The sequence below is a fragment of the Blastococcus sp. CT_GayMR19 genome (genome assembly GCF_004570385.1).
In the GTDB taxonomy this organism is placed as follows: Bacteria; Actinomycetota; Actinomycetes; order Mycobacteriales; family Geodermatophilaceae; genus Blastococcus_B.
On sequence record NZ_SPQL01000001.1, the window covers coordinates 80,225 to 104,346 of the forward strand.

Here is a 24,122-nt window from a genome sequence, read left to right on the forward strand (position 1 = left end):
GTGGTGGCGTCACTGAACCGGCCCGGGGACCGGATGTGGCACCCTCCGGCCCCATGGTCTCCATGGCCCCCGAGCGACAGACGCGCTGGTGGGATGCGCGGCCCCGCTTGCTGGTCCTGCTGACCGCCTCCATCGCACTCGGGTTCGCCATCGGCGTTCCCCTGGTTCCGCACTCGCCCGTCGAGATGGTCGTCTTCGACGTCGTACTGCTCAACGCCGCTCCGCTGGTCGCGAGCCTGCTGTGCCTGCGCGCCGCCCGACGGGTGCCCCAGGAGCGGCTCATCTGGTGGGGCGCGGCCGCTGCCTCCGTACTGAACGTCGTCGGCAGTCTCGTCTACGCGCTCGCCGTCGCACCCCTGCCGGAGCAGCCCTTCCCCTCGGTCGCCGATGTGTTCTGGCTGGCGTCCTACCCGGCGCTGTGCGTGGTCGCCCTGGCCCTGCTGCGCTCTCGAGTGCCCCGACTGCAGCTCAGCATCTGGCTGGACGGTCTCGTGGGCGCGCTCGGGGTGACTGCCGTGGCGGCGACGCTGTTCATCACGCCCGCGATCACCGCGCCGCACCTGGATGCCCTCGCGACGGCGGCCAACCTGGCCTACCCGGTGGCGGACGTGCTGCTGCTGGCACTGCTCGGCGCGGTCCCGGCCGTGCTGGGAGCCCGCATCGACGGCGTCGTTGCGGTGCTCTGCGTCATCCTCGCGTCGAAGCTCGTCGGCGACGTCCTGGTGGCCGCGGCCCAGGCAGGCGACGGATACGAGCCCGGCGGGCCCATCGACCTCATGTGGATGGCGAACGCCGTGCTGACCGCTGCGGCCGCCGCGGCCGCACGCCCGAGGAGATACAGCTGGGCCTCGCCGGCCGCCGGCCCCGGCTGGCACGCCCTGGGCGTGCCGCTGGTCTGTACCGTCGCCGCCCTCGCCGTGCTCGCCCTGGAGTGGGGAGACGGCCGGCTGGGCGTAGGCGAGGTGTGCGCTCTCGCCTGCGTACTCGCCTCCTTGGCCAGGAGCACCCTCACCTTCCAGGAGCTCCGGTCGCTGCACGAGGTCCGGCGCCAGGCGGCCACCGACCACCTCACCGGGCTGCCGAACCGCCGGGCCCTCGAGACGGAGATGGACGTCCTGGTCGGCGACGGACGTCGCGTCGCCCTGATCGTGCTCGACCTCGACGGGTTCAAGGCCGTCAACGACGGGCTCGGTCACCACGCGGGCGACGACCTCCTGCGCCGACTGGGCGACCGCCTGCGGCCGGCGTTGCGCCCCGGGGACCTGCTGTTCCGCCTGGGCGGCGACGAGTTCGCCGTCCTCCTGCCGGGTGCCACCGGGGAGGCGGCCGACGAGTGCGCCCGGCGCATGCACGACCTGGTCTGCCGCCCGGTGGAGCTCGACGGGGTGCAGGTGCGGGTGGGAGCCAGCCTGGGCATCGCCACCGCTCCCGATCAGGCGACGACGGTCGACGACCTCCTGCGCTGCGCCGACCGTGCGATGTACACGGCGAAGTCCGCGCGCGGTGGCGTGCGGTGGTTCTCGCCGGCGGACGGGGCCGACGTGATGCGGGGCCGTGATGCCGGTGACCCCGACCGCGGCCTGGCGTTCTGCCCCCGGGTGACCGCGGACGGGCGGGTGGTCGCCGTCGTGGCCCTGCTCGCCGAGCGACGCACCGAGCGGTGGCGGGCCGCCGACCTCGGCGCGCTCGACGACGCCGGCGAGGCGGTGGCCGGCTGGTGGCCCACGTCGCAGGTCCCCGTCCAGCTGTCCGTGAGCGCGTCCGACCTGGCCCTGCGCCGCCTCCCCGACCGGGTCGCCGCGGCCCTCCTGCGTGCCGGCCTCCCCGCCACCGCGGTGCTGCTGCGGCTGGACCGTTCTGCGCTGTCCGCCGCCCCCGAGGAGATCCCCGTGCTGCTCGCCGGTCTGCGGTCGCGTGGCATCCCGACCGTCGTCGAGACGTACGGGAGCGGCGCGGTGGCCCTCGCCCGGCTCCGGGATCTGCCGGCCGACGGGATCGTCCTCGATCCGGCCGTGGCAGCAGACGTGGTCACCGACGCGAGGTCGGCCCTCGTAGTGGGACACACCGTGGCACTCGCGCGCGCACTCGGCAGCACCGTGCACGCCGACTCGGTGGACGTGCACACCGATGCGACCCTCGCCCGCCTCGGCTGCCAGGTGCTCCGTACCGCCGGCGATCCCCTGCCGGCGGACGACCTGGAACGGTGGCTGCGGCAGCGGGACGGCAGTCCACCCGGCGTCGCCGTTCACTGACCGCGCGTCAGGGCAGCTGAGGGGCCACCTCGCCCGCCACGAGGTCCAGGTGATCGAGGTCGCCGAGATCCAGCACCTGCAGGTACACCCGCTGCGCGCCGGCCTCGGCGTAGCGGCCGAGGACGTCGACCGCCTCGGCCGGCGTTCCCGCCACCCCGTGCTCGCGCAGCTCGCCGACCTCCCGGCCGATGGACGCCGCCCGACGAGCCAGCTCGGCCTCGTCCTTCCCCACGCACAGGACCAGCGCCGAGCTGTAGACCAGCGACGCAGGGTCGCGGCCCGCCTCCTCACAGGCCTCGCGCACCCCGGCGAACAGCCGGGCGTTCTCGCCGGTCGAAGAGAAGGGGACGTTGAACTCGCTCGCGTACCGGGCCGCCAGCCGCGGGGTCCGCTTCTTCCCCCTGCCGCCGACGATGATCGGGATCCCGCCGTCCTGCACCGGCTTGGGCAGCGCGGGTGAGCCGTCGACCCGGTAGTGCGTGCCGTCGAAGTCGAACGTCAGGCCCGGCGGGGTGTTCCAGAGCCCGCTGACGATCGCCACCTGCTCCTCGTAGCGGTCGAACCGCTCCCCCAGCTCCGGGAACGGGATGCCGTAGGCCGAGTGCTCCGCCTCGAACCAGCCGGCGCCGATGCCGAGCTCGACCCGGCCACCGCTCATCTGGTCGACCTGGGCGACCGAGATCGCCAGCGGTCCGGGCAGCCGGAAGGTGGCCGCCGTCATGAGCGTGCCGAGCCGGATCCGGCTGGTCTCGCGGGCCAGCCCGCCGAGCGTCACCCAGGCGTCGGTCGGTCCGGGCAGACCGTCCCCGCCCATCGTCAGGTAGTGGTCGGACCGGAAGAAGGCGTCGAAGCCGGTGTCCTCGGCCCGCCGTGCGACGGCGAGGAGGTCGTCGTACGTGGCGCCCATCTGGGGCTCGGTGAAGATCCGCAGCTGCACCCCCCGACGCTAGCCAGCGCGGGCCCCGACCGCCCGTCCGATTGACCGCTGGGGGTGTGCTCCTCGGCCGGACCGTGCAGGATGGCGCCGAGACGATCAACTCGGAGGTATAGCTCGTGTTCCGCAAGAAGACGCGTGGTCAGGTCATCGGCGCCGAGCTCCAGGAGGGCTTCACCCACATCGCCACCGCCGTGAACGAGGCGGGCCGCCTGGCGGTCGAGCAGCTCGGTCCGCGGGTGGAGGCCGCGCGGGAGGCGGCCACGCCCGCGTACGAGGCCGCCCAGAAGGCGGTCGCCCCCAAGGTCGCAGCCGCGGTGGCGGTGGCCGCTCCGGCCGTGGCGTCCGCCCGGGAGAGCGTCACGTCCGCGCGCGACACCATCGCGCCCCGGGTCGAGGCCGCCCGAGACGCCGCGGCGCCGCGGGTCGCCGCCGCCGTGCTCGCCGCCCAGAAGGCCGCGCACGACCTGGCTCCGCACGTCGAGGCCGCCCAGAAGACGCTGAAGGACGACGTCGTCCCGCGGCTCAGCGCGGCGCAGGGGGCCGCGCTGGCCTACGCGACGCCGCGGGTGTCCGCCGCCCGCGACGCCGTCACGCCGGCCCTGGAGAGCGCCCGCGAGACGCTCGTGGCCGGCGTCGAGAGCGCGCGCAGCGAGATCGACGCCCGCCGCGCCGAGGTCGTCGCCGGCGCCGCCGAGTCGACGCGGAAGGCGCGGAAGTCGGCGAAGAAGGCGCGCAAGGTCGCCGCCCAGAAGCGCGGGGAGTTCGAGAAGAAGGCCGCCGCCACCGCCAAGCAGGTCAAGCGCCGGACCGGCGTCGCGCCGGAACCGCGGCGCTGGCCGTGGCTGCTGCTCGCCCTCGCCGTCGGTGCAGCGGTGTTCGCGCTGCTCCGCCGCAAGAAGAACGACGACTGGACCCCTGCGCCGGCCGGCGACGGCCCCGTGCCCAGCTACCGGGAGGACCCCGTGCCCAGCTCCCCCAGCGACTCCGGCAAGACCGTCTCCGCCGTCCCCGACGCTCCCGGCGACGCCACCCCGCCCGACACCGACCTGGGCATGCAGACCGCCCAGCTCGCCGAGGGCGAGACCGGCACCGAGGAAGGCGCCCCGGGTGCGGGCACCCCGGGCGGAGCCACGGGCGGCGACACCCCGGGCGGCGACAAGGCCTGACGCCGCCGACCCCCGTTCGGCCGACGCCCCCGCTGCACGCAGCGGGGGCGTCGCTGTTCAGGGGCCCCGGCCGGCCTGCGGGTACCGTTGGGTTCATGAGCGAGTCCGTCGTCCCGACTCCCGCCCCGGGCTCCGGGATCGCGCCGGCGGGTCGCAAGCTGCTCCGCCTCGAGGTCCGCAACAGCCAGGTGCCCATCGAGCGCAAGCCCGAGTGGATCAAGACCCGGCTGAAGACCGGTCCCGAGTACACCGAGCTCAAGTCGCTCGTGCGCCGCGAGGGGCTGCACACGGTCTGCGAAGAGGCCGGCTGTCCCAACATCTACGAGTGCTGGGAGGACCGGGAGGCCACCTTCCTCATCGGTGGCGACCAGTGCACCCGGCGCTGCGACTTCTGCCAGATCGACACCGGCAAGCCGGAAGACTTCGACGCCGACGAGCCGCGCCGCGTGGCCGAGAGCGTCGCCACGATGGGGCTGCGGTACGCCACGGTCACCGGCGTAGCCCGCGACGACCTCCCCGACGGCGGCGCCTGGCTGTACGCCGAGACGGTCCGCCAGATCCACGCCCAGCTGCCCGGCTGCGGCGTCGAGCTGCTCATCCCCGACTTCAACGCCGAGCCGGACCAGCTCGCCGAGGTGTTCTCCTCCCGCCCCGAGGTGCTGGCGCACAACGTCGAGACCGTCCCCCGCATCTTCAAGCGGATCCGGCCCGGCTTCCGGTTCGACCGTTCGCTGTCGGTGATCACCGCTGCCCGCGAGGCCGGTCTGGTCACCAAGTCGAACCTGATCCTGGGCATGGGCGAGGAGCCGCACGAGGTCGTCGAGGCCATGCAGGCGCTGCACGACGCCGGCTGCGACCTGCTCACGATCACCCAGTACCTGCGCCCCTCCCCCCGGCACCATCCCGTCGTCCGCTGGGTGAAGCCCGAGGAGTTCGTCGGGTTCCAGGCCGACGCCGAGCGGATCGGCTTCGCCGGCGTGCTGGCCGGGCCGCTGGTCCGCAGCTCCTATCGCGCCGGGCGGCTCTACCAGCAGGCCATCGAGGCCCGCGGACTGACCCAGCCGGCCTGACCACCGGCACGTCCGTCCGCCGTGCGCGGGACCTGGTGGCGCACGCCCCTATCCTGTGGGCATGGCACGCAGCAAGCCCACAGACCCCAGCGCTCCGAGCGGCAATGCCGGACGCGCTCCCAAGGACGCTGGGCGGGGACGTAGTTCGGGCTCCACGGCGTCCGGGGCGGTGAAGCTGAACCGCAAGGGCAAGCCGAAGAAGCAGCGGCTGAAGAAGCTCGGTGCCCAGGCCAAGATGATCAAGCAGGCCTACACGCTGACGCGCAAGAACGACGCCAAGCTGCCCTGGATCATGCTCATCGCCTTCGTCGTGGTCGCGGGCGCGATCGAGCTGATCGGGATCCTGTTCAACTCGCCGTTCCTCTTCCTGCCCCTGGCGCTCATCTCCGGGGCGCTGGCCGCGCTGGTCATCTTCGGCCGGCGGGCGCAGGGTTCGGCCTACCGCCAGGTCGAGGGACAGCCGGGCGCCGCCGCGTGGGTGCTCGAGGGGATGCGCGGCGACTGGCGGGTCAGCGCCGGCGTCGCCGGCACGACCCAGCTGGACGCCGTCCACCGGGTGCTCGGCCGCCCCGGCGTGATCCTCGTGGCCGAGGGGGTGCCGGCCCGGGTGCGCGGTCTCCTGGCGCAGGAGAAGAAGAAGATCGCCCGCATCGTCGGCGACACCCCGATCTACGACATCGTCGTCGGGGACGAGGAGGGCCAGATCCCGCTGCGGAAGCTCAGCGCCCACGTCATGAAGCTGCCCCGGAACCTCACCGCCGGCGAGGTCAATGCTCTCGGCCGCCGGTTGAGTGCCATGGGTGGCAGCCGGATGCCGGTGCCCGGCGGTCCGCTGCCCGGCGGCAAGCAGATGTCGGTCAGCCAGCGGCAGGTCCGCCGCCGCTGATAATCGGTTTCGACGAGTGGGGGGCCGGAGGCCTCCCCGAGGAGAACTGACCGGCTCAACGCCGACCGGGTACGGCACGTGGCCGCGGTGTCGTCCGGAGGACGACGGTGTCACAGCCGCCGGAACGGCTCCGCGTAGCGGAACGTGCCCTGGACGGCCGGGCCGTTCAGGTGCCGCGCCTGGAAGTGCCTGCCCCACGCCGGGTCGGGCGCGGTGATGCCGAGGTCGGTCGCCGGCACGAATCCGAAGCGCGCGTAGTACTCCGGCGAGCCCAGCAGAGCGACCAGCCGCTCGTCGGCGGCCTCGGCGACGGCCAGGAGGGCGTGGACGAGCACGGTGCCGACGCCGGCTCGTTGCTTCGCGGGGTGCACGCCGAGCGGGCCCAGCCCGAGGACCGGGTGCCCGAGCGGCTCGAGCCAGCCACGGGTCGCGATCACGTGGCCCACGATCGTCCCGCCGTCCGCCGCCACCAGGGACAGGTAGGGCAGGAAGCCGGCGTCCTCCCGCAGCTCGTCCACCAGCCGGCCCTCGACGACGTCGCCGCCCGGTGGCCGGAAGGCCGCTTCGTGCAGCGCACGGACGGCGGCGTGGTCCTGCGGGCGCTCGCGACGGACGATCACCGGTCGCGGACGACGGCGGTGTCGGTGAGCCGGTCGTGCAGACCGCGGCCGTCGGCGTCCACCAGCAGGGCGGGCACCAGCAGGCACAGCAGCGCCGTGCGGACGACGGCCCGCCACAGCGCCAGCCGCTGGCCCTGCCGCGGATGCGCCAGGCGCAGCCCGAGCAGACGCATGCCCGGCGTCTGGCCGACCAGGACGAGCGTGACGATCGTGACCGCGACGAAGGCGACCAGGCTCCAGTTGCCCGGGAGATCCGGCGCAGTGAACAGGGCCGCCAGGAACGCCGACCCGATCCCGTCTATCAGGAAGGCGCCGACGCGCGTCTGGAAGCTTGCGAGCGACCCTGGGCCATCGGCGGGCAGACCCAGAGAGGCGCCGCGAACGCGCTCCTGAGAGGGTGGCGACGAGTCCCTGACCATGACCGCAAGCGTAGGACCCGCCCGCACCCGCCCCGGGGACGGCGGAGCGGCACCCCAACGGCGACACGCCGGGCCCGGTGTTACCGCTCCGAAACACTCGGGACACCCGGGGGCAACTCCCCGCTCGTAGTTTCTGGTTCGGCTGTCCGCCCTATCCCGGAGGATCGATGTTCAAGAGTCCCGACGAGGTCGCCAAGTACATCCGCGACAACGACGTCGAGTACGTCGACGTGCGCTTCTGCGACCTGCCCGGCGTCATGCAGCACTTCACCATCCCGGCGGCGAGCTTCGGTGAGGACACGTTCTCGGAGGGCCTCGGCTTCGACGGCTCCTCGATCCGTGGGTTCCAGGCCATCAACGAGTCGGACATGCTGCTGCTGCCCGACGCGAACAGCGCCTTCCTCGACCCGTTCCGCCGTCACAAGACGCTGAACGTCAACTTCTTCATCCACGACCCGATCACGCGCGAGGCCTACAGCCGTGACCCGCGGAACGTCGCGAAGAAGGCCGAGGCCTACCTGGCCAGCAGCGGCATCGCCGACACCGCCTACTTCGGCGCCGAGGCGGAGTTCTACATCTTCGACTCGATCCGGCACGGCACCGGCATCAACGAGGGCTACTACCACATCGACGCGGTCGAGGGCTCCTGGAACACGGGCGCCCTGACCGGCGAGAACGGTGGCCCGAACCTGGGCTACAAGACCCGCCCCAAGGGCGGCTACTTCCCGGTCGAGCCCTACGACCACCAGAGCGACCTGCGCTCGACCATGATGACCAACCTGACCGCGGCCGGGCTCGTGCTCGAGCGCGGGCACCACGAGGTGGGCACCGGCGGGCAGGCGGAGATCAACTACAAGTTCGACACGCTCCTGCGGTCGGCCGACAGCCTGATGCTCTTCAAGTACGTCATCAAGAACACCGCCTGGGCCGAGGGCAAGAGCGTCACCTTCATGCCCAAGCCGCTGTTCGGCGACAACGGCTCCGGCATGCACTGCCACCAGAGCCTCTGGCTGGACGGCGAGCCGCTCTTCCACGCGGAGACCGGCTACGCGGGCCTGTCCGACATGGCGCGGCACTACATCGGTGGTCTGCTCAAGCACGCCCCGTCGCTGCTGGCGTTCACCAACCCGACCGTGAACAGCTACCACCGCCTGGTGCCCGGCTACGAGGCGCCGATCAACCTGGTCTACTCCGCCCGCAACCGCTCGGCCTGCACGCGCATCCCGATCTCGGGTGACAACCCGAAGGCCAAGCGCATCGAGTTCCGCGTGCCCGACCCGTCGGCCAACCCCTACCTCGCCTTCTCGGCGATGCTCATGGCCGGCCTCGACGGCGTGAAGAACAAGATCGAGCCGCCGGCACCGGTCGACAAGGACCTCTACGAGCTGCCGCCCGAGGAGGCCCTGGGCATCGAGAAGGTGCCCGCGTCGCTGGACGCCGTCCTCGACCGGCTCGAGGTCGACCACGACTACCTGGTCGAGGGCGGGGTCTTCACCCCCGACCTGATCGAGACGTGGATCGAGTACAAGCGGGAGTTCGAGATCGACCCGATCCGCCTCCGCCCGCACCCGCACGAGTTCGCGATGTACTACGACATCTGAGTTGAACGAGAGGGCCTGACCAGGCAATTTGCCTGGTCAGGCCCTCTCTGTGTCTCAGGACCGTCTGAGCCGGTCTCGGCCGGCCTCAGTTCGGTCACCCCTCGGCCGCCGGCCGCGCGGTGTGCAACTCACACAGCCGGGCGTCCGCCCCCTCCGCGCCGTACCGTCGCACCCCTCAGCGAACGTTGGCTCCGGGTTCTCCTCAGTAGCGGAACGGTGTGCGCCAACCAGCAGTCCTGGGTTGAAAGTGCTCCTCAGCGCACACCGTTCGTCAGCGGAGGTGTCCCTTGGGCCGCCTTCTGGGACACACCGGTGTGCGCCTCTCGACCTCCGGTGCATCTCCAGCGGTATGGGGACCGGCAAGCCGAAGCATTGGCCCGCCCAGCGACGCCGCCCGATCGGTGATCCGAACAGGATCAGGTTGGTGGGCGGGCTGCTCCGCCGTCGACGCAGACATGATCTTGTGTCGAAAGTCACGGTATGGATACGGGCTGGCGCGGCGCGCCGTGTTACAGGAGTGACTGACGGGACTCTTGTGCCACGGCCCAGCAACGGATGGCGTAGGGGCCTGACTCAGTGAGGAGTTGAGTTCGACGATGTTCGAACCTGGAAGGTGCTCCGGCGGCAAGCACCTGGCCCCGAAGACCGGTGGATCGTGCCCGTGCGGGATGGTCACCCGCATCCCGGCCCCGAAGCGGCCCGCTGCCGTACCCCCATCCGAGGTCCTGGCGCTGCTCGCGCAATGCCTGGACGAGGGGTCCGAGGGCCTCGACGCGGCGGCCGCCGGACTGCTCCGCGAGCGGGCCGACCGGCTGCTGGCCGCGCTCACCACGGCCGGACTGCTCAGCGCGGGGGCGGTGGACCAACTGGCGGCCTGAGGGCCTCAGCGCTCCTTGGACTCTTGGTTGGTCGAGCGGCCGACGGCCGCTGGACCCACCTGGCTCCCTGTCCAAGTCGCAGCGCCCACAGCGGCCCCCGTCCTCGCCCGAGGACGGGGGCCGCTCTGCGTCCGGTCTCGTCACACCCGATCGAGGACGAACTGCAGGGCCGTCCAGGCGCCGAGCACGAAGAGCGCGACCCCGGCGGCGAAGAGCAGGAAGCAGCCGCCGATCGCGACCCGGTCGGACCACGTGGTGGGGCTGGGAGTCGACCGAGTCACGGCCTCGGGCAAGGGCCCGCGAAGCCACTCCGCGGCGTGCTCCTGCGAGCAGAAGTCACCGACCCAGTACAACGGCTCCCCGTGCTCCTCGCGGGTCAGCTCGACGCGGAGCTCGTCCCGCCCTTCGTCGACCTCCTCGCACACCCGGCCGCAGAACGTGCAGTGCAGCCCGTCGGCGGTGTCGTTCTCGGGCACGAGGAGGCACCTCAGGCGACCCTGCCGCCATCCTCATGCTGATTTGTCCGGAGTGCGTCGGCGGGAAGATGCGCAGACCATCCCAGGTGATCCGAGCGCCCGCGTCCACCTGCCGGCCCGCGGCCCCGGGCGTGGCCGTCCGAGCCGTGGTCAGCCGTAGCGCGCGACGAAGTTCGCGAGGAGCCGCCCGGGCTGCGTGATCACGGCCGGGCTGACCCGGGCAATCAGCTCGTCGATCTCGTCGGGCGGGAAGTAGCCGAAGTGCTGGTAGACGTGGATCCGGGTCACCAGACCGGGCACATCCAGTTCGGGGTGGAACTGGGTGGCGTACACGTTGTCCTTCACCCGGAACATCTGCACGGGGCAGGCCGGCGCGGTCGCCAGCAGCACCGCGGACGGCGGCAGCTCGCGGCAGGCCTCCTTGTGCCCGACGAACGCGTCGAACTCGGGCTCCACGCCGGCCAGGACCGGGTCCGCACGCCCCGCATCGGTGAGCCGCACCCGGACCGCCCCGATGGGCTCCGCGTACGTGCGGTCGACGGTCCCGCCCTGGTGCACGCCCAGCGTCCCGATCCCGTAGCAGGCGCCGAAGAAGGGGAAGTCCCGCGCGACGATCTCGTCCAGGAGCGCGCGCATGTCGGCCTCGACCCGGCGCTGCACGGCGCCCTTGGCCTCCGGCGGGTCGCTGGAGTTGAACGGGCTGCCGCCCACCATCACGCCGGCATAGTCGTCGAGCCGCAGCGGAGGCAGCGGCGCGGCCTCCATGCGGACACGGTGCAGCCGCTCGGGTGGCAGGCCGGTGAACCGGAGGAACGCGTCGTACTCGCCGTCGGCGGCCACGTCCTCGGCGCGCGAGGACAACAGGAGGAAGGGCCGCACGCGCGGATCCTAGGTTGCCGGCTCAGCGGCAGGTCTCAGCCGGGAACTGATCGCCAGCGCCAGGGGGGGCAGCAGCAGCAGCCCGCCGATGGCCCAGGCCAGGCCGTAGGCGTCGGCGAGCACGCCGAGCACCGGCGTCACGGCCCCGCCGGCGGACACGGCGAGGCCGAGAGTGACGCCGGACGCGGTACCGATGCGGTTGGGCAGGTACTCCTGGCCGAGCGTGGTCTGCACGGAGAAGGGCAGGTAGACACCCACGCCCAGCAGGGCGGCCGCGGCGACGGCCACCGGCCAGTCCGGTGCCATCAGCAGGACGACGAGCCCCGGCAGCGCGAGGGCGTACCCCAGGCGGACGGCGAAGAGCCGGCCACGCCGGTCGGCGAGCCAGCCTCCCGCCAGGGTGCCCGCCGCGCCGACGCCGAGGAAGGTCGCCAGGGTGGCGGAGCCGATGGCCTGCTCCACGTCGAAGCGCGCGATCACGTACAGGGCCAGGAGTGAGGACAGCCCGAAGTACAGGACCGAGCGGGCCACGACCAGCCCGGTCAGCCAGCCGAACGAACGCCAGTCGTCGACCCCGGCGACCTCGGCGGGCCGGCGGGCCGCCGTCCGGGCCGCCCTCGCCTGCGTCCGGCGGTGCACGGCGAGCAGGAACACCGCCATCGCCATGGCCGGCAGGGCCAGCAGCGGCGTTCCGCTGACGCCGTAGGCGAGGAGCACGGGAGTGACGACGACCGGTCCGAGCGCGAGTCCGGCGTTGCCTCCGACCGCGAACCAGCTCATCCCCTGCGCCGAGGCTCCCGCCGCCGCCCTCGCCGCCCGTGCGGCTGCCGGGTGGTAGGCCGCCACCCCGAGACCCGACAGGGCCACCGCCGACCACGTCCACCAGTAGGAGTCCCCGATGCCGGACAGCCCGATGCCGACGCCCGCGACGAGCAGCCCCACGGGGGTCAGCCACGGCAGCGGCCGGCGGTCGATCAGCACCCCGAAGGCCGGCTGCACCACGGACGACAGCACCGTCGCGGCCAGGATGATCCCGGTCGCCGCGGTATAGGAGTACCCCCGGTCGAGCACCAGGAAGGGCAGCAGGGCCGGCACCGCCCCCTGGTAGAGGTCGTCGACGACGTGGCTCGCCGTCAGCACGATCACGCCCCGGCGGTCCACGACGCCACCGCCTGAGCCGGAGCGCGGCCGCGACGGCTCCGCCCCCGCCGAGCGGACCGGCGCAGCGGCAGCGTCCGGCGGCAACCGGTCGGGGACGGTCACCGCGACTCCTCGGCCTGAAGGGGGTTGTTGTCGCCGAATTGTTCCTCAGGCCTCCCACCGGGGCCGATCGAACGGCGGCGGGCCCGGCGATTGCAGGAGCCGGCTACCGGCGACCTCGCCGAGCACGGTGCGTACGTCCGTGGCGCCGGGCACGTCACGACCGGCCCCGCCGGCCGGACGTCGGCCGTGCCGCGCGACCGCGGTCATTGCTGCCGGCGCGGGCCGGCGGCTAACCTCCCGGGCCTCGCGGGGGGACCCCGATCCCGAGCGGAGCAGACATGCTGAGCGACAGCAAGGTCGAAGCCAACATCCCCGCCAGCGACCTCCAGCGGGCGCGGGCGTTCTACGCCGAGAAGCTGGGGCTGACGCCGACCGCCGAGTTCGGCGATGAGGCCCTGGCCTTCCGGACGGCCGGCGGCACCACGTTCAACGTCTACCGGACCGCCTACGCGGGACAGGCCGGCCACACGATCGCCCAGTGGCACGTGGCCGACATCGAGTCGGAGGTCCGGGACATGAAGGCGAAGGGCGTCACCTTCGAGGTCTACGAGGACATGCCCGGCGTCCGGTGGGACGGCGAGATCGCCGACCTCCCGGGTATGGGGCGGGCCGCCTGGTTCAGGGACAGCGAGGGCAACACCATGTGCGTCGACGAGGAGCATGCCGGCTGAACGGCGGCCTTCTCACGCGTGGTGCAGGTCGGCGAACGCCGCAGGGGGGAACGTCGTGCCGGTGTCGCCGACCGCCAGGCAGCGGTAGGTGGCGGTCGCGGCCTCCTCGAGGTTGAGCGCCCGCCGGTAGGCCATGCCGACGTCGGCGCCGAGCGCGGAGCAGCCGTGGTGGGACAGCACGATGCAGTCGTGCTCGCGAGCCTGCTCGGCAGCGGAGTCGGCGAGCTCGTCGGAACCGTTCGGGAAGTAGGGCACCGTTCCGATCGACCGCACGTAGTACGCGTGGTCGAGGGTGATCAGCCGGATCGGATGGCCCAGGGCGTCCACCAGGACGGCGTGCTGCGGGTGCAGGTGGACGACCGCGTTGACGTCGGGGCGCACCTGGTAGGTCCGCTGGTGCAGCTTCCACTCGCTGGACGGCCGCTCCGCCTCCCCGACGACGTCGCCGTCCAGGGTCATGACGCTGAAGTCGGCGGGGGTGAGCCGGTCCAGCCAGGTCCCGGCGCCGGTGACGACGAACTCGTCGCTGCCGGGCAGCCGCGCGGAGAGGTTCCCCCCGCTGGCCAGCGCCAGCCCGCCGCCGACGGCCATCCGGCCCACCTCGGCGAGTGCGTCCAGCAGGTCCTCGCGGGTCTCGGGCGTCTTCACAGCCGCTCCTTCAGGTCGAGGGACCGGGTCCGGCGGAGGTCCGTCATCCGATCGAGGACGCTTGCCTCGTCGATGGTCCGGAGCACGCGGTCGCGCAGCAGCACCCGGCCGTCGACGATCGTGTGCCGGACGTCGGCGGGGGTCAGCCCGTAGGCGACGGCGGACCAGACGTCGGTGTTCGGCACGACGTGGAGGCGGTGGAGGTCCGCGACCACGATGTCGGCGCGGCGTCCCGCCGTCAGGGCACCCACCCGGTCCCCGAGGCCCAGCGCGGCCGCTCCCCCGGTGGTGGCCAGCCGCACCGCCCGCTCCGCCCCGACCGTCCGGGGGTCCTGCGTCACGCCCTTGTGCAGCATCGCGGCCAGGCGGATGCCGGCGAAGATGTCCAGCGCCCCGCACGAGGCGGCCCCGTCCGTGCCGATCCCCACCGGGACGCCGGCCTGCAGGAGCTGCGGCAGCGGGGCGATGCCGCAGCCCAGGAAGAGGTTGGAGACCGGGCAGTGCGCCACGGCGGTGCCTCGGCGGGCGAGCAGCGAGATCTCGCCGGCGTCCAGCTGCACCCCGTGGGCCAGCACCGTGCGCGGCCCGAGGACGCCGGCCGCGTCCAGCACGTCGATCGGCCGCTCCCCGTGCCGGTCGAGCACGGCGGCGGTCTCCCCCGGGCTCTCCGCGGCGTGGGTGTGGACGCGGGCGTCGAACCGGCGCGCCAGCGCCATCACCCGCTCCAGCTGCTCGCGGGAGAGCATGTACGCCGAATGCGGCATGACCCAGACGGGCGCGGCGGGGTCGGCCGCGCGGCGTTGGGTGAGGAGCTCCTCCGCCCACGCCATCCGCCGGTCGAAGTCCCGGCCGTCGGGGTCGATCACGTCCATGAACGACGGCCCGTTGAGCAGCCGGAAGCCGACGCGGTCGGCGACCTCGGTCGCCGCCTCCGGATACCAGTACATGTCCAGCGCGGTGGTGATGCCGCCGCGGAGACACTCGGCGAGCGCGGCCTCGACCCCCACGGCGACCGCCTCGGCGGTCAGCTGCACGAGTTCGGCCCTCAGCACGCGCCGGAGGAACTCCTCGAGCGACACGTCGTCGGCCTCGCCCCGGAACAGGTTCATGGCCAGGTGTGCATGGGTGTTCACCAGGCCCGGCATCACCAGGCAGCCGCGGACGTCGAGCACCTCGGCCGGCTCGTACCGGCCGGCCACGACGTCGGCGGGGCCGACCTCGACGATCGTCCCGTCCCGGACGACGACCGCGCCGTCGGGGACGACGGTCCCCGGCTCGTCGACGGTCAGCACGGTGCCGCCGGTGATCAGCAGATCGGCAGACCTCACCGAAGCCGGACCAGCGCGTCCAGCGCGACGTCCATCGCCCGCTCGACGCCCGCCGCGACCACCTCCCGATGCGGGTCGTATCCGGTGGTCTCCCGCAGCTCGTCGGCCGCCACTCCGTCGATCACGAGCACCCCACCCGTCGTCAGCCCGTGCAGGGAGCCGTGCACCAGCAGGGCCGAGAGCTCCATCTCGATGGCGAGCACGCCCGCCCGCACGTAGGCCGGCATCGGCACCGGCAGCAGGCCGGGATAGAACGCCGCCCGGGTCCAGACCAGGCCACGGTGGGACGGCGCCTGCCGCTCACGCGCGGCCGCCACGAGCGCCAGCACGAGCTCGGCGCTGGCGACGGCGGGGTACTCCGGCGGCACGAGCTGCTGGGTGACGCCGTCGTCGCGCACGGCCGCCTCCGCGATGACCAGGTCGCCGTCCGCGATGCCCGCCTGCATGGCACCGGCGGTGCCCAGCCGGAGGATGGTGCGGACGCCGGCGTCGGCGAGCTCCTGGAACAGGCAGATCGCGCCCGGGCCGCCCACCCCGTGCGAGGAGACGATCACCTCCGTGCCCTGCCACGCCCCCCGGAACGTCCGGTACTCCCGCGCGTGCGCCACCTCGACGGCGTCGGTGAGCCGCTTCGCCAGCAGCTCGGCGCGGAACGGGTCGCCGACGACGATCGCCCGCGGCGGGAGCCCCGTCCGCGGGATCCGGGTGACCGGCAGGAGATCGCTCATGCCCGCTCCCCCGCGTAGTAGGAGGGCAGGTCGTACGGCGAGAACCGGCCGCGGTCGGTGACGACCGCGCGGACGAACCTCGCCGGGGTGACGTCGAACGCGGGGTAGATCCCGGTGACGAGTTCGGAGGCCGTCCGGCGTCCGAGGCAGTGCAGGACCTCGTCGCCGTCGCGGTCCTCCAGCTCGACCGAGGCCGCGTCGGGCGCCTGCCGGTCGGGCGCCTGCACGAGCGCCACGTACGGGACGTCGAAGGCGTGCGCGGAGATGGCGATCTGCAGGGTGCCCACCTTGTTGACCACGGAGCCGTCCATCGTGATCCGGTCGGCGGCCGTCACGAAGGTCGTCACCTCACCGCGGCTCATCAGGTGTGCCGCCATGCCGTCGGTGATCAGCCGGGTGGGCACCCCCATCTCGGCCAGGCTCTCCGACGTCAGCCGCGCGCCCTGCAGGTAGGGCCGGGTCTCCGTGCAGATCGCGTCCACCCGCTTGCCCGCGCGCAACACCGCCGCCAGGGTCTCGGTGATGTAGGACTCCGCCCAGCAGTGGGTGAGCACCGTCGCGCCGTCGGGGATGAGCACGGCGGCGTGCTCCCCCATGACCCGGCTCCGGGCCAGGTAGCGGTCGCCGGCGGCCAGCGCGGCGCGCTCGACCGCCTCGGCCAGGGGCTCGCCGGCGGCCACCGTCGCCTCGCTGATCTCCAGCAGCTCGGCGACGACGTCCCGGATCTGGTTGTTGGTCCGCCGCGTGGCGACCAGCCGGCGGCCGGCCGCGGTCATGAACTCCCGCCGCTCGTCGGCGGAACCCAGCCGGTCGGCGTCGCGCGCGGCGAGGGTCATGCCACCGGCCGCGGCGAAGAGCGGGCCGCTGCTCTGGGTGACCATGGCCTCGATCGCCTGGGCGACCTCCTCGTGGTTCCGGCAGGTCACCCAGGCCTTCTCGAACGGGAAGACGCGGCGGTCGAGGATCCGCACGGCGTCCGGCTCGATGAGCACGTTCTGGCTGATGATCGTCGGGACGGGCACGTCGATGGTGGCGCTCACGAGGCGTTCTCCGGGGTTCGGCGGGCGGGCGGGACGGGTTCGGGCACCGTCACTCCCGGGACACGTGCGTGCTGGCGGCCGGGTTCTCGACCGGTGGGCGGTCCTCCGACGGGACCTCGCCGGGCGCCCGGCCGAGGACCCGGCGTGCGCGCACGCTGGCGACGATCAGCGCGATCAGGGTCAGCACGTAGGGGGTGGCGGACGCCAGCTGCGAGGGCAGGCCGACGCCCTGCAGCCGGAAGCCGAGCGCCTCCGCCGTCGCGAAGAGCAGCGCGGCCAGCAGGACGCCGAACGGCGCCGCCTGGGCGAGCAGCACCGCCACGACGGCGACCCAACCGCGGCCGGCGGTCATGTTCTGCGAGAACAGGACGACGTTGCCCAGCGACAGCTGGGCGCCGGCCAGCCCGCAGAGGACGCCGCTGGCGAGCACGGCCCCGTAGCGGTACTTCACGGTGTCGACGCCCAGGCTGCGGGCGGCCTCGGGCGCCTCGCCCACGCCCTGGAGCCGGAAGCCCCACACGTGTCGCCGCAGGAAGACCGCGAGGACCGGCACGAGGAGCCAGGCCAGGTAGGTCAGCGGCGTCTGCCCGGCGATCGTCGGCAGCCCCTGCAGGGTCGGCTCGGTGAAGGTGCCCTGCCGGCCGAAGACGGTCCGCAGCAGGAAGGCGGTCAACCCGACCGCCAGCAGGTTTAGTGCGATCCCGACGATGATCTCGTCGCCGCCGTACTTGACCGAGGCGATCGCCAGCAGGGCCGCCATCCCGGCACCGGCGAGGACCGCGGCGAGCACCCCGACCCAGGCCGACCCGGTGAACCAGCTCCCGGCGACGGCGGCGAAGGCGCCGACGAGCATGAAGCCCTCGAGACCGACGTTGAAGACGCCGGCCTTGGCGCAGATCGCACCCCCGAGGGCGGCGAGCAGCACCGGGGTGAGCGCCCGCAGGATCGACGGGATCAGCGAGAGGTCGACCAGCTCGGTCAGGACGTTCACGAGTCCACCTCGCCGGCGCTCGTCGTCCCCGTTCGCGTCCGGACGGCTCCGCCCTCCGGTGAGCTCGGACGCTCGCTCACGGCCGTGTCTTTCCGCGTGCGCGCGCGCCGGGCGGTGGCCGCCACCGTCGCCGCGAGGATCACGATGACGGTCGCCTGCAGGATCGAGCTGAGCTCCCGTGGCACCTCGGTCTCGCGCTCCATCCCGAACCCGCCCACCTGCAGCGCGGCGAAGAACACCCCGGCGGCGACGGCGCCCAGGGGGTTGGCGCGGGCGAGCAGCGCGGCGAGCAGTCCCGTCCACGTGTAACCGGGCACCACCAGCGCGCCGTCGATGTAGCGGTAGGGCACCGAGGTGACGACCATCGCGCCGATGAGCCCGGCGATCCCGCCGCCGGTGAACATCAGCCGGGTCACCATGCGGGGGACGTCGACGCCGGCGTACTCGGTGAACCGCCGGTTGTGGCCGGTCAGCCGCACCTCGTAGCCGAACGGCGTCCGCGAGTCGACCTGCACGACCAGCGCGATGACGACGGCCAGGACGACGGCGCTGAGGCCGATCCCGAAGAGGACGGGCATCCGGTAGGCCTCCTCGAACACCCGGCTCTGCGGCAGACCGGTGCCGGGGTCCCGGAGGGGGAAGCGCACGACGTAGGAGGCGAGGGCGACCACGGGGTAGGACAGCAGCAGCGAGCTGACCAGGAGGGGCACACCGAGCCGGTTCTCCAGGACGGCGGGGATCGTGCCGAGCAGGCCGCCCGCGAGCGCGCCGGCGCTCAGCGCCGCGACCAGGGACAGCGGCATCGGCAGGTCGACCGTGGCCGCGACGACGGCGGCCGTGATCCCGCCGAGGACGATCTGCCCCTCCCCGCCCAGGTTGACCACGCCCGCCCGCAGCGGCACGGCGACGGCGAGCGCCATCCCGACGACCGGCACGGCCACGATCAGCGTGTTGCGCCACTGGGTGGACCCGAAGGCGCCGTCGACCATGGCCGCGTAGGCCTCGATCGGGTTGCCGCCGGCGCCCAGGAGCATGACCGAGCCCAGCAGCAGCGCGCCGAGGATCGACAGGAGGATCGGCGACCGGAGCAGCGCGCGGGCGCGGGCCGCCGGCGTGGCCGCGGGCGCCGTCGGCGTCGTCGTCACGACCCGGTCCCCGGGGCACCGGTGGACGCCGGGATGCCGGCCATCGCCAGGCCCACGTTCTCCTCCGTCGCGTCCGCTCGGTCGAGATCGGCGACCACCCGCCCCCCGAACATGACGAGCACCCGGTCGGCCAGCGCCATCAGCTCGCTCAGCTCCGCCGACGCCAGCAGCACCGCGTGGCCGGCGTCGCGGTAGGCCCGCAGCCGGCCGTGGATGTTCTCGATGGCGCCGATGTCGACGCCCCGGGTGGGCTGGTCGACCAGCAGCACCGGGGCGTCGTGCGCCATCTCGCGGCCGACGACCAGCTTCTGCAGGTTGCCCCCGGAGAGGGTGCCGGCCGCCACCGCCGGGGTGCTGACCTTGATGTCGAAGTGCTCGATGATCCGGCGGGCGTGGTCCCGCACCGCGGACCGGTCCAGCCGCCAGCCGCGGCGCAGCGGCGACCGCCGGTGGAAGCCCACGGCGAGGTTGTCGGCGACCGACGCGGCCACGGCCGACCCGGTCGCCGCACGGTCCTCCGGGATGTAGGCGATCCCGGCCTCGCGGCGCCGGCCGGCGGAGAAGCCGTGCAGGCCGGTGCCGCCGACCCGGACCGACCCGGACCGGGAGGGCCGCAGCCCGGCGATCGCCTCGAGCAGCTCCAGCTGGCCGTTCCCCGCGACGCCGGCGATGCCGACGATCTCGCCGGCGCGGACGGTGAGGGAGACGTCGTCGACGACCGGGCGGCCGGTCGGTGGGCCGACGGTGAGCCCCTCGACCGTCAGGACGGCGGCCGCGGGCGTGCCCGGGACGTAGTGGCCGTCGAGGTCGACCGCCCGGCCGGTCATGTGCCGGGCGATCTCGGCCCCGGTCGTCTCCGCCGTGACGAGCCGGGCGACGGTGCGCCCGTCGCGGAGGACCGTGACGTTGTCGCTGAGCTCCAGCACCTCGCCGAGCTTGTGCGTGACGATGACGACGGTCCGGCCGCTGTCGCGCAGGCCGCGCAGCACGTCGAAGAGGAGGCGGGTCTCCTGCGGGGTGAGCACGGCGGTCGGCTCGTCGAGGATGAGCACCTGCGCGTCGCGGTGCAGCGCCTTGAGGATCTCCACCCGCTGGAGCACGCCGACCGAGAGGTTCCGGATGCGCGCCCGGGGATCGACCCGCAGGCCGTACCGCTCCGACAGGTCCTGCACCGCCCGGACGGCGGCCCGCCGGTCGAGCAGCCCCGCCGTCCCCCGTGTCTCCGCCCGGTAGACGACGTTCTCGGCCACCGTCATCGACGGGAACAGCCGGAACGCCTGGTGCACCATGCCCATCCCGGCCTCGACGGCCTCGACCGGCGAGCGGAAGCGCACCGGCTTCCCGGCCACGCGGATCTCTCCCTCGTCGGGCGCGATCAGGCCGTAGAGCACCGACATCAGGGTGGACTTGCCCGCCCCGTTCTCACCCACGAGTGCGTGGATCTCGCCGGTGGCCAGCCGCAGGTCGGCGGCGTCGTTGGCGACGACGTCGCCGAACCGCTTGACGATCCCGGCCAGCTCGACGCGGGGCTCGCCCGCCGGATCACCGCCCGACTCGGCTGAGGGCTCAGCCTTCCGCGGGGTCATCCACGGTCACCTCGCCGGCCACGATCTGGTCGCGCACCGACTCGACCTGGGCGATGACGTCGGGGTGGTCGGCGATGAGGCACTCGGACTCCGCGACGCCCTCCTGGAGACCGGTCAGCGTCACGCCGCCCTCCTCGAGGCCGTAGGACTTCAGGCCACCGCCGTCGCCGGCCAGGATCGTGGCGATGCTGTCGGCGGTGACGACGTCGACCTCCTTGATGACGTTGTCGACCACCAGCCCGGGGGCGCCGGGGCACTGGTTGACGTCGACGCCGAAGGCCTGGAAGGAGCCGTCCTTCGCCGCGTCGAAGACGCCGAGGTTGCCGGCGGCGGCGGCGGCCATCATGGAGTCCACGCCCCGGGCGACCAGCGAGAGTGCCTGCTCCTTGGCGCGGGCGGGGTCGTTGAACGGGCTGTTCCCGCCCACGTAGAGCGGGGTGAAGGCGATCTCGGGCTTCACCGACTGTGCCCCGGCCCCGAAGGGGTCGGAGAAGCGCCGGATCTGCGGGGTGTCGAGGGCGACGACCGCGCCGACCTGGCCGGACTGGCTCAGCAGGCCCGCCTCCACACCGGCCAGGTACACGCCTTCGTGCTCCCGGAAGACCGCGCAGGTGACGTTGTCGAACTCGTCCGCGGTGCATGCGTCCACGAAGAGGAACTGCTGCTCGGGGTTGGCGGTGGCGGCCGCGGCGACGGAGTCGCCGAACTCGAACCCGACGACCGCGAGCACGTCCGGTGCATCGGCGATGGCGGCGTCCACCTGCTGCTGGATGTTGGTCGGGTCCTGGCTCTCGAAGATCCGGGCCTCGCCCCCCGCGTCCTCCGCCGCCTGCTCGACCCCGTCCACCGCGAGCTGGAGGAACGGGTTCACGCCGACGGGCTCGGGCGTGATGAGGATGAGCGACGGTCCGCTCGCGGTGTCGCCGCCCTCGCCCCCGCCGTCACTGTCGCTGGAGCTGGCGTTGCAGCCGGCCAGCACGGAGACTCCGAGGGCTCCGGCCGACAGAACCGTCACGAGGTGCGAGCGCTTTCCGAGCATGAGCCGGGCTCCATGTCAGTCGTCTGACGTCTGGCGTCAGGGTAAGGTGGCGCCACTATCGGGGGCCGAGGGGACGCTCGTCAAGGGTGTCGGAGGAACATGACGAACCCGTTGCGGGATGCCCGCCCGCTGCCCGCCCAGCTCGCCGACCGGCTGCGGGACCGCATCGCCGACGGCGACTGGGAGCCGGGCCACCGGCTCCCCTCCGAGCAGGAACTGGCCCTCGAGTACGGCGTCAGCCGGCCGACGGTCCGCAGCGCGGTCGCCCGCCTGGTCGACAGCGGGATCCTGCGCGTCCGGCACGGCGCGGGCACGTTCGTCACCTCCCACCACGGCGGCATCCAGGCGGGACTGCAGGAGCTGCGGTCCACCAGCCGGATCATCGCCGAGCAGGGCTACAACTGCGAGGTGGTCTACCGGTCGCGCGAGCTGCGCCCGGCCTCGGCCGAGGAGGCCGAGCGGTTCGCGGGGCTCCCAGGCCTGCCCGTCATCGCGATCGAGCGCTGCTTCCTCGCCGACGACGAGGTGGTGGCGTTCGAGCACGACCTGATCAACGCCGCCGTCCTGCCCGACGGGGTGGCGGCCGAGGACATCAGCGGCTCGGTCTTCGAGTTCATGGAGCCGCTCGGCCTGCTGCCCGTCCAGGCGCTGGCCCACGTGCGCGCCGTGTACGACGCGGCCATCGGCTGGGGACCGCGCCGGCCGGAGCAGCCGCTCTACGTCTGCCTCGACCAGGTGCACTACCTCGCCGACGGCCGCGCCGTGAGCTGGTCCCAGGCCTTCTTCGTCGAGGACAAGTTCGAGTTCACGCTCGTCCGCACCCGGTAGGCGGGTTCGCCGGGCCCGCCGCGGGGCCGGCCGCTCCTAGGCTGCCGCTGTGACACCGGCCGAGCAGGACACGGGGGTCACGCTGGCCGAACTGCTGGCCGCGTACTCACTCGCCACCGATCTGGGCCTCGGCCAGCCGATGGAGCACCTGCTGCGTGCGTGGCGGATCGCCTCCCTCCTCGGCGAGCACGTCGACCTGACCGACGAGGACCGGGCCGCGCTCTTCTACGTCGCCGTCCTCTCGTGGGTGGGGTGCGTGGCCGACACCCCGGAGGTCGCGAGCTGGTTCGGCGACGACATCGCGTTCCGCAGCGCCAGCTTCCAGGTCGACTTCTCCGGACTGCCCGCGCTGACCTTCATGCTCGGGCACGTGGGCACCGGACGTCCGGCCCTGCACCGGTTCGGGCAGGCCACCACCCTCGTCGCGACCCGCGCCAAGGGGATCGAGCGCGGACTGCTGTCGCACTGCGTGTCCACGTCGGTGCTGGCCGACCGGCTCGGGCTCGGGCCCGCGGTGGGGACCGCCGTGCGGCAGTTCTTCGCCCGCTGGGACGGCAGCGGCGTGCCCTCGGGCGTGGCCGGCGAGGAGATCACGCTCCCGGCCCGGCTCGTCCACCTCGCGGACGTCGTCGAGGTCTTCTCCCGCACCGCGGGTGTCGAGGCCGCGGTCGCGGTGGCCCGTGCCCGGCGGGGAACCAAGTTCGACCCCGGGCTCGTCGACGTCTTCTGCTCGGTCGCCCCGGAGGTGCTCGGCGCCGTCACCGACGGGCCGGACGTCCACGAGATGATCTCCGCCGATCCGCTGCTGCAGGACCGTCTCACCGGCCGCGAGCTCGACGCCGCGCTCGAGGCCGTCGCCGACTTCACCGACCTGCGCTCCCCCGGGCGGGCCGGACATTCGCGCGCCGTCGCGGCGCTCGCCGGGCAGGCGGCCGGCGCGACCGGGCTGCCGCCCGAAGCGGTCGACACAGTGCGGCGCGCGGGCCTGGTGCACGACATCGGTCTGCACGGGTCCCGGCCACGATCCTGGAGAAGCCGGGCCGGCTGACCGCGACCGAGTCCGAGCGGATGCGGGTGCAGGCGTACTACACCGGCCGGGTGCTCGCCCGGCCGGCGGCGCTCGCCCGGATAGGGGCGGTCGCCGCGCTCACCCACGAGCGGCTCGACGGCTCGGGGTACCACCGTGGGCTGAGCGGGGCGGCGATTCCCGCGGGGGCCCGCATCCTGGCCGCCGCGGACGCCTACCGCGCGATGACCGAACCGCGGCCGCACCGGCCGGCGCTGTCGGCCAAGCAGGCAGTTGCCGCCCTCAGGGCCGACGTCCGGGCCGGCCGGTTCGCCGCCGACGCCGTCGACGCGGTGCTCGCCGCGGCGGGCGAGTCGACGCCGCGACGCCGCACAGGTCCGGCGGGCCTCACCCCGCGCGAGGTGGAGGTGCTGGCGCTGGTCGCCCGCGGCGCCTCCACCCGGCAGGTGGCCCGGCGGCTCGGCATCAGCCCCAAGACCGCGGGCACCCACGTCGAGCGGATCTACCTCAAGACGGGGGCCACGACCCGGTCGACCGCGACGCTGTTCGCCGTCCAGCACGGCCTGCTGGACACCCTGGAACCGCTCGATCCGTAGGGCGAACTCCCGACGACGCCGTCCCGTCGCGTTCCTAGCGTGGCTCGC

General features: G+C 73.4%; 24 protein-coding genes. 10 read left to right on the plus strand and 14 right to left on the minus strand.

Features of this window, described 5'->3' with window-relative positions:
• Window positions 1-53 precede the first annotated feature (53 nt).
• Window positions 54-2,252, plus strand: coding sequence for a diguanylate cyclase (locus tag E4P39_RS00380; RefSeq protein ID WP_135134371.1), 2,199 nt, complete (start codon window positions 54-56; stop codon window positions 2,250-2,252).
• Between the two features lie 7 nt (window positions 2,253-2,259).
• Here the strand turns inward: E4P39_RS00380 and E4P39_RS00385 are convergent, their stop codons facing one another.
• Complete coding sequence (locus E4P39_RS00385; RefSeq protein WP_135134372.1) at window positions 2,260-3,189, minus strand: LLM class F420-dependent oxidoreductase; 930 nt, start codon at window positions 3,187-3,189, stop codon at window positions 2,260-2,262.
• Window positions 3,190-3,305: 116 nt separating this feature from the next.
• Here E4P39_RS00385 and E4P39_RS00390 point away from each other — a divergent pair, with 116 nt between their 5' ends.
• From E4P39_RS00390 to E4P39_RS00400, 3 genes are all read left to right on the plus strand, one after another.
• Complete coding sequence (locus tag E4P39_RS00390; RefSeq protein WP_135134373.1) at window positions 3,306-4,355, plus strand: hypothetical protein; 1,050 nt, start codon at window positions 3,306-3,308, stop codon at window positions 4,353-4,355.
• 95 nt (window positions 4,356-4,450) lie between these two features.
• Window positions 4,451-5,425: a lipoyl synthase gene (gene lipA, locus E4P39_RS00395; protein WP_135134374.1), complete on the plus strand. Its 975-nt coding sequence runs from the start codon at window positions 4,451-4,453 to the stop codon at window positions 5,423-5,425.
• Between the two features lie 169 nt (window positions 5,426-5,594).
• Window positions 5,595-6,311, plus strand: coding sequence for a DUF4191 domain-containing protein (locus E4P39_RS00400; RefSeq protein WP_245159526.1), 717 nt, complete (start codon window positions 5,595-5,597; stop codon window positions 6,309-6,311).
• 110 nt (window positions 6,312-6,421) lie between these two features.
• Here the strand turns inward: E4P39_RS00400 and E4P39_RS00405 are convergent, their stop codons facing one another.
• Both E4P39_RS00405 and E4P39_RS00410 read right to left on the minus strand, forming a co-directional pair.
• Window positions 6,422-6,931 carry an N-acetyltransferase gene (locus tag E4P39_RS00405; RefSeq protein WP_135134376.1) on the minus strand — a complete coding sequence of 170 codons (510 nt, stop codon included), beginning with the start codon at window positions 6,929-6,931 and terminating at the stop codon, window positions 6,422-6,424.
• Complete coding sequence (locus tag E4P39_RS00410; protein WP_135134377.1) at window positions 6,928-7,350, minus strand: RDD family protein; 423 nt, start codon at window positions 7,348-7,350, stop codon at window positions 6,928-6,930. Before E4P39_RS00410 ends, E4P39_RS00405 begins: the two co-directional genes overlap by 4 nt.
• 167 nt (window positions 7,351-7,517) lie before the next feature.
• On the opposite strand from E4P39_RS00410, the gene glnA reads away from it, so the two are divergent.
• Together glnA and E4P39_RS00420 are read left to right on the plus strand one after the other, a co-directional pair.
• Window positions 7,518-8,951 (plus strand): type I glutamate--ammonia ligase, encoded by a 1,434-nt coding sequence (gene glnA, locus E4P39_RS00415; RefSeq protein ID WP_135134378.1) that lies wholly within the window; start codon window positions 7,518-7,520, stop codon window positions 8,949-8,951.
• Window positions 8,952-9,547: 596 nt separating this feature from the next.
• Window positions 9,548-9,829: a hypothetical protein gene (locus E4P39_RS00420; protein WP_167761497.1), complete on the plus strand. Its 282-nt coding sequence runs from the start codon at window positions 9,548-9,550 to the stop codon at window positions 9,827-9,829.
• Between the two features lie 140 nt (window positions 9,830-9,969).
• Here the strand turns inward: E4P39_RS00420 and E4P39_RS00425 are convergent, their stop codons facing one another.
• The 3 genes from E4P39_RS00425 to E4P39_RS00435 form a co-directional block, all read right to left on the minus strand.
• Complete coding sequence (locus E4P39_RS00425) at window positions 9,970-10,305, minus strand: hypothetical protein (protein WP_135134380.1); 336 nt, start codon at window positions 10,303-10,305, stop codon at window positions 9,970-9,972.
• 150 nt (window positions 10,306-10,455) lie between these two features.
• Complete coding sequence (locus tag E4P39_RS00430) at window positions 10,456-11,184, minus strand: glutamine amidotransferase (protein ID WP_135134381.1); 729 nt, start codon at window positions 11,182-11,184, stop codon at window positions 10,456-10,458.
• 9 nt (window positions 11,185-11,193) lie between these two features.
• A complete protein-coding gene (locus E4P39_RS00435) occupies window positions 11,194-12,447 on the minus strand; it encodes an MFS transporter (protein WP_245159527.1) in 1,254 nt (417 codons plus the stop codon).
• Between the two features lie 278 nt (window positions 12,448-12,725).
• Between E4P39_RS00435 and E4P39_RS00440 the strand changes: the two genes are divergently transcribed.
• The gene (locus E4P39_RS00440) at window positions 12,726-13,118 is read left to right on the plus strand and encodes a VOC family protein (RefSeq protein WP_135134382.1); all 393 of its coding nucleotides are present in this window, start codon (window positions 12,726-12,728) and stop codon (window positions 13,116-13,118) included.
• Window positions 13,119-13,130: 12 nt separating this feature from the next.
• On the opposite strand, the gene E4P39_RS00445 is transcribed toward E4P39_RS00440, so the two are convergent.
• The 8 genes from E4P39_RS00445 to E4P39_RS00480 are packed head-to-tail and all read right to left on the minus strand — an operon-like array spanning window position 13,131 to window position 21,623.
• A complete protein-coding gene (locus E4P39_RS00445) occupies window positions 13,131-13,766 on the minus strand; it encodes a class II aldolase/adducin family protein (protein ID WP_135134383.1) in 636 nt (211 codons plus the stop codon).
• On the minus strand, window positions 13,763-15,094 hold the full coding sequence (locus E4P39_RS00450) for an amidohydrolase (RefSeq protein ID WP_135134384.1): 1,332 nt from the start codon (window positions 15,092-15,094) through the stop codon (window positions 13,763-13,765). Before E4P39_RS00450 ends, E4P39_RS00445 begins: the two co-directional genes overlap by 4 nt.
• Window positions 15,091-15,822, minus strand: a complete 732-nt coding sequence (locus E4P39_RS00455; RefSeq protein ID WP_135134385.1) for a nucleoside phosphorylase — start codon at window positions 15,820-15,822, stop codon at window positions 15,091-15,093. The genes E4P39_RS00450 and E4P39_RS00455 overlap by 4 nt, the downstream gene beginning before the upstream one ends.
• Window positions 15,819-16,862: a s-methyl-5-thioribose-1-phosphate isomerase gene (locus tag E4P39_RS00460; RefSeq protein WP_209306267.1), complete on the minus strand. Its 1,044-nt coding sequence runs from the start codon at window positions 16,860-16,862 to the stop codon at window positions 15,819-15,821. Before E4P39_RS00460 ends, E4P39_RS00455 begins: the two co-directional genes overlap by 4 nt.
• 49 nt (window positions 16,863-16,911) lie before the next feature.
• Window positions 16,912-17,853, minus strand: coding sequence for an ABC transporter permease (locus E4P39_RS00465; RefSeq protein WP_167761498.1), 942 nt, complete (start codon window positions 17,851-17,853; stop codon window positions 16,912-16,914).
• Window positions 17,850-18,998: an ABC transporter permease gene (locus E4P39_RS00470; RefSeq protein WP_209306268.1), complete on the minus strand. Its 1,149-nt coding sequence runs from the start codon at window positions 18,996-18,998 to the stop codon at window positions 17,850-17,852. The genes E4P39_RS00465 and E4P39_RS00470 overlap by 4 nt, the downstream gene beginning before the upstream one ends.
• A complete protein-coding gene (locus tag E4P39_RS00475) occupies window positions 18,995-20,584 on the minus strand; it encodes an ABC transporter ATP-binding protein (protein WP_135134386.1) in 1,590 nt (529 codons plus the stop codon). The genes E4P39_RS00470 and E4P39_RS00475 overlap by 4 nt, the downstream gene beginning before the upstream one ends.
• Window positions 20,565-21,623 carry a BMP family ABC transporter substrate-binding protein gene (locus tag E4P39_RS00480; protein ID WP_135134387.1) on the minus strand — a complete coding sequence of 353 codons (1,059 nt, stop codon included), beginning with the start codon at window positions 21,621-21,623 and terminating at the stop codon, window positions 20,565-20,567. Before E4P39_RS00480 ends, E4P39_RS00475 begins: the two co-directional genes overlap by 20 nt.
• Before the next feature lie 99 nt (window positions 21,624-21,722).
• Between E4P39_RS00480 and E4P39_RS00485 the strand changes: the two genes are divergently transcribed.
• Genes E4P39_RS00485 through E4P39_RS22520 form a run of 3 tightly spaced genes read left to right on the plus strand, consistent with a single transcriptional unit; the run spans window position 21,723 to window position 24,074 of the window.
• Window positions 21,723-22,451, plus strand: coding sequence for a GntR family transcriptional regulator (locus tag E4P39_RS00485; RefSeq protein ID WP_135134388.1), 729 nt, complete (start codon window positions 21,723-21,725; stop codon window positions 22,449-22,451).
• 49 nt (window positions 22,452-22,500) lie between these two features.
• Complete coding sequence (locus E4P39_RS22515) at window positions 22,501-23,499, plus strand: HD domain-containing phosphohydrolase (RefSeq protein WP_209306269.1); 999 nt, start codon at window positions 22,501-22,503, stop codon at window positions 23,497-23,499.
• Between the two features lie 20 nt (window positions 23,500-23,519).
• A complete protein-coding gene (locus E4P39_RS22520; RefSeq protein WP_209306270.1) occupies window positions 23,520-24,074 on the plus strand; it encodes an HD domain-containing phosphohydrolase in 555 nt (184 codons plus the stop codon).
• Window positions 24,075-24,122: the final 48 nt, after the last annotated feature.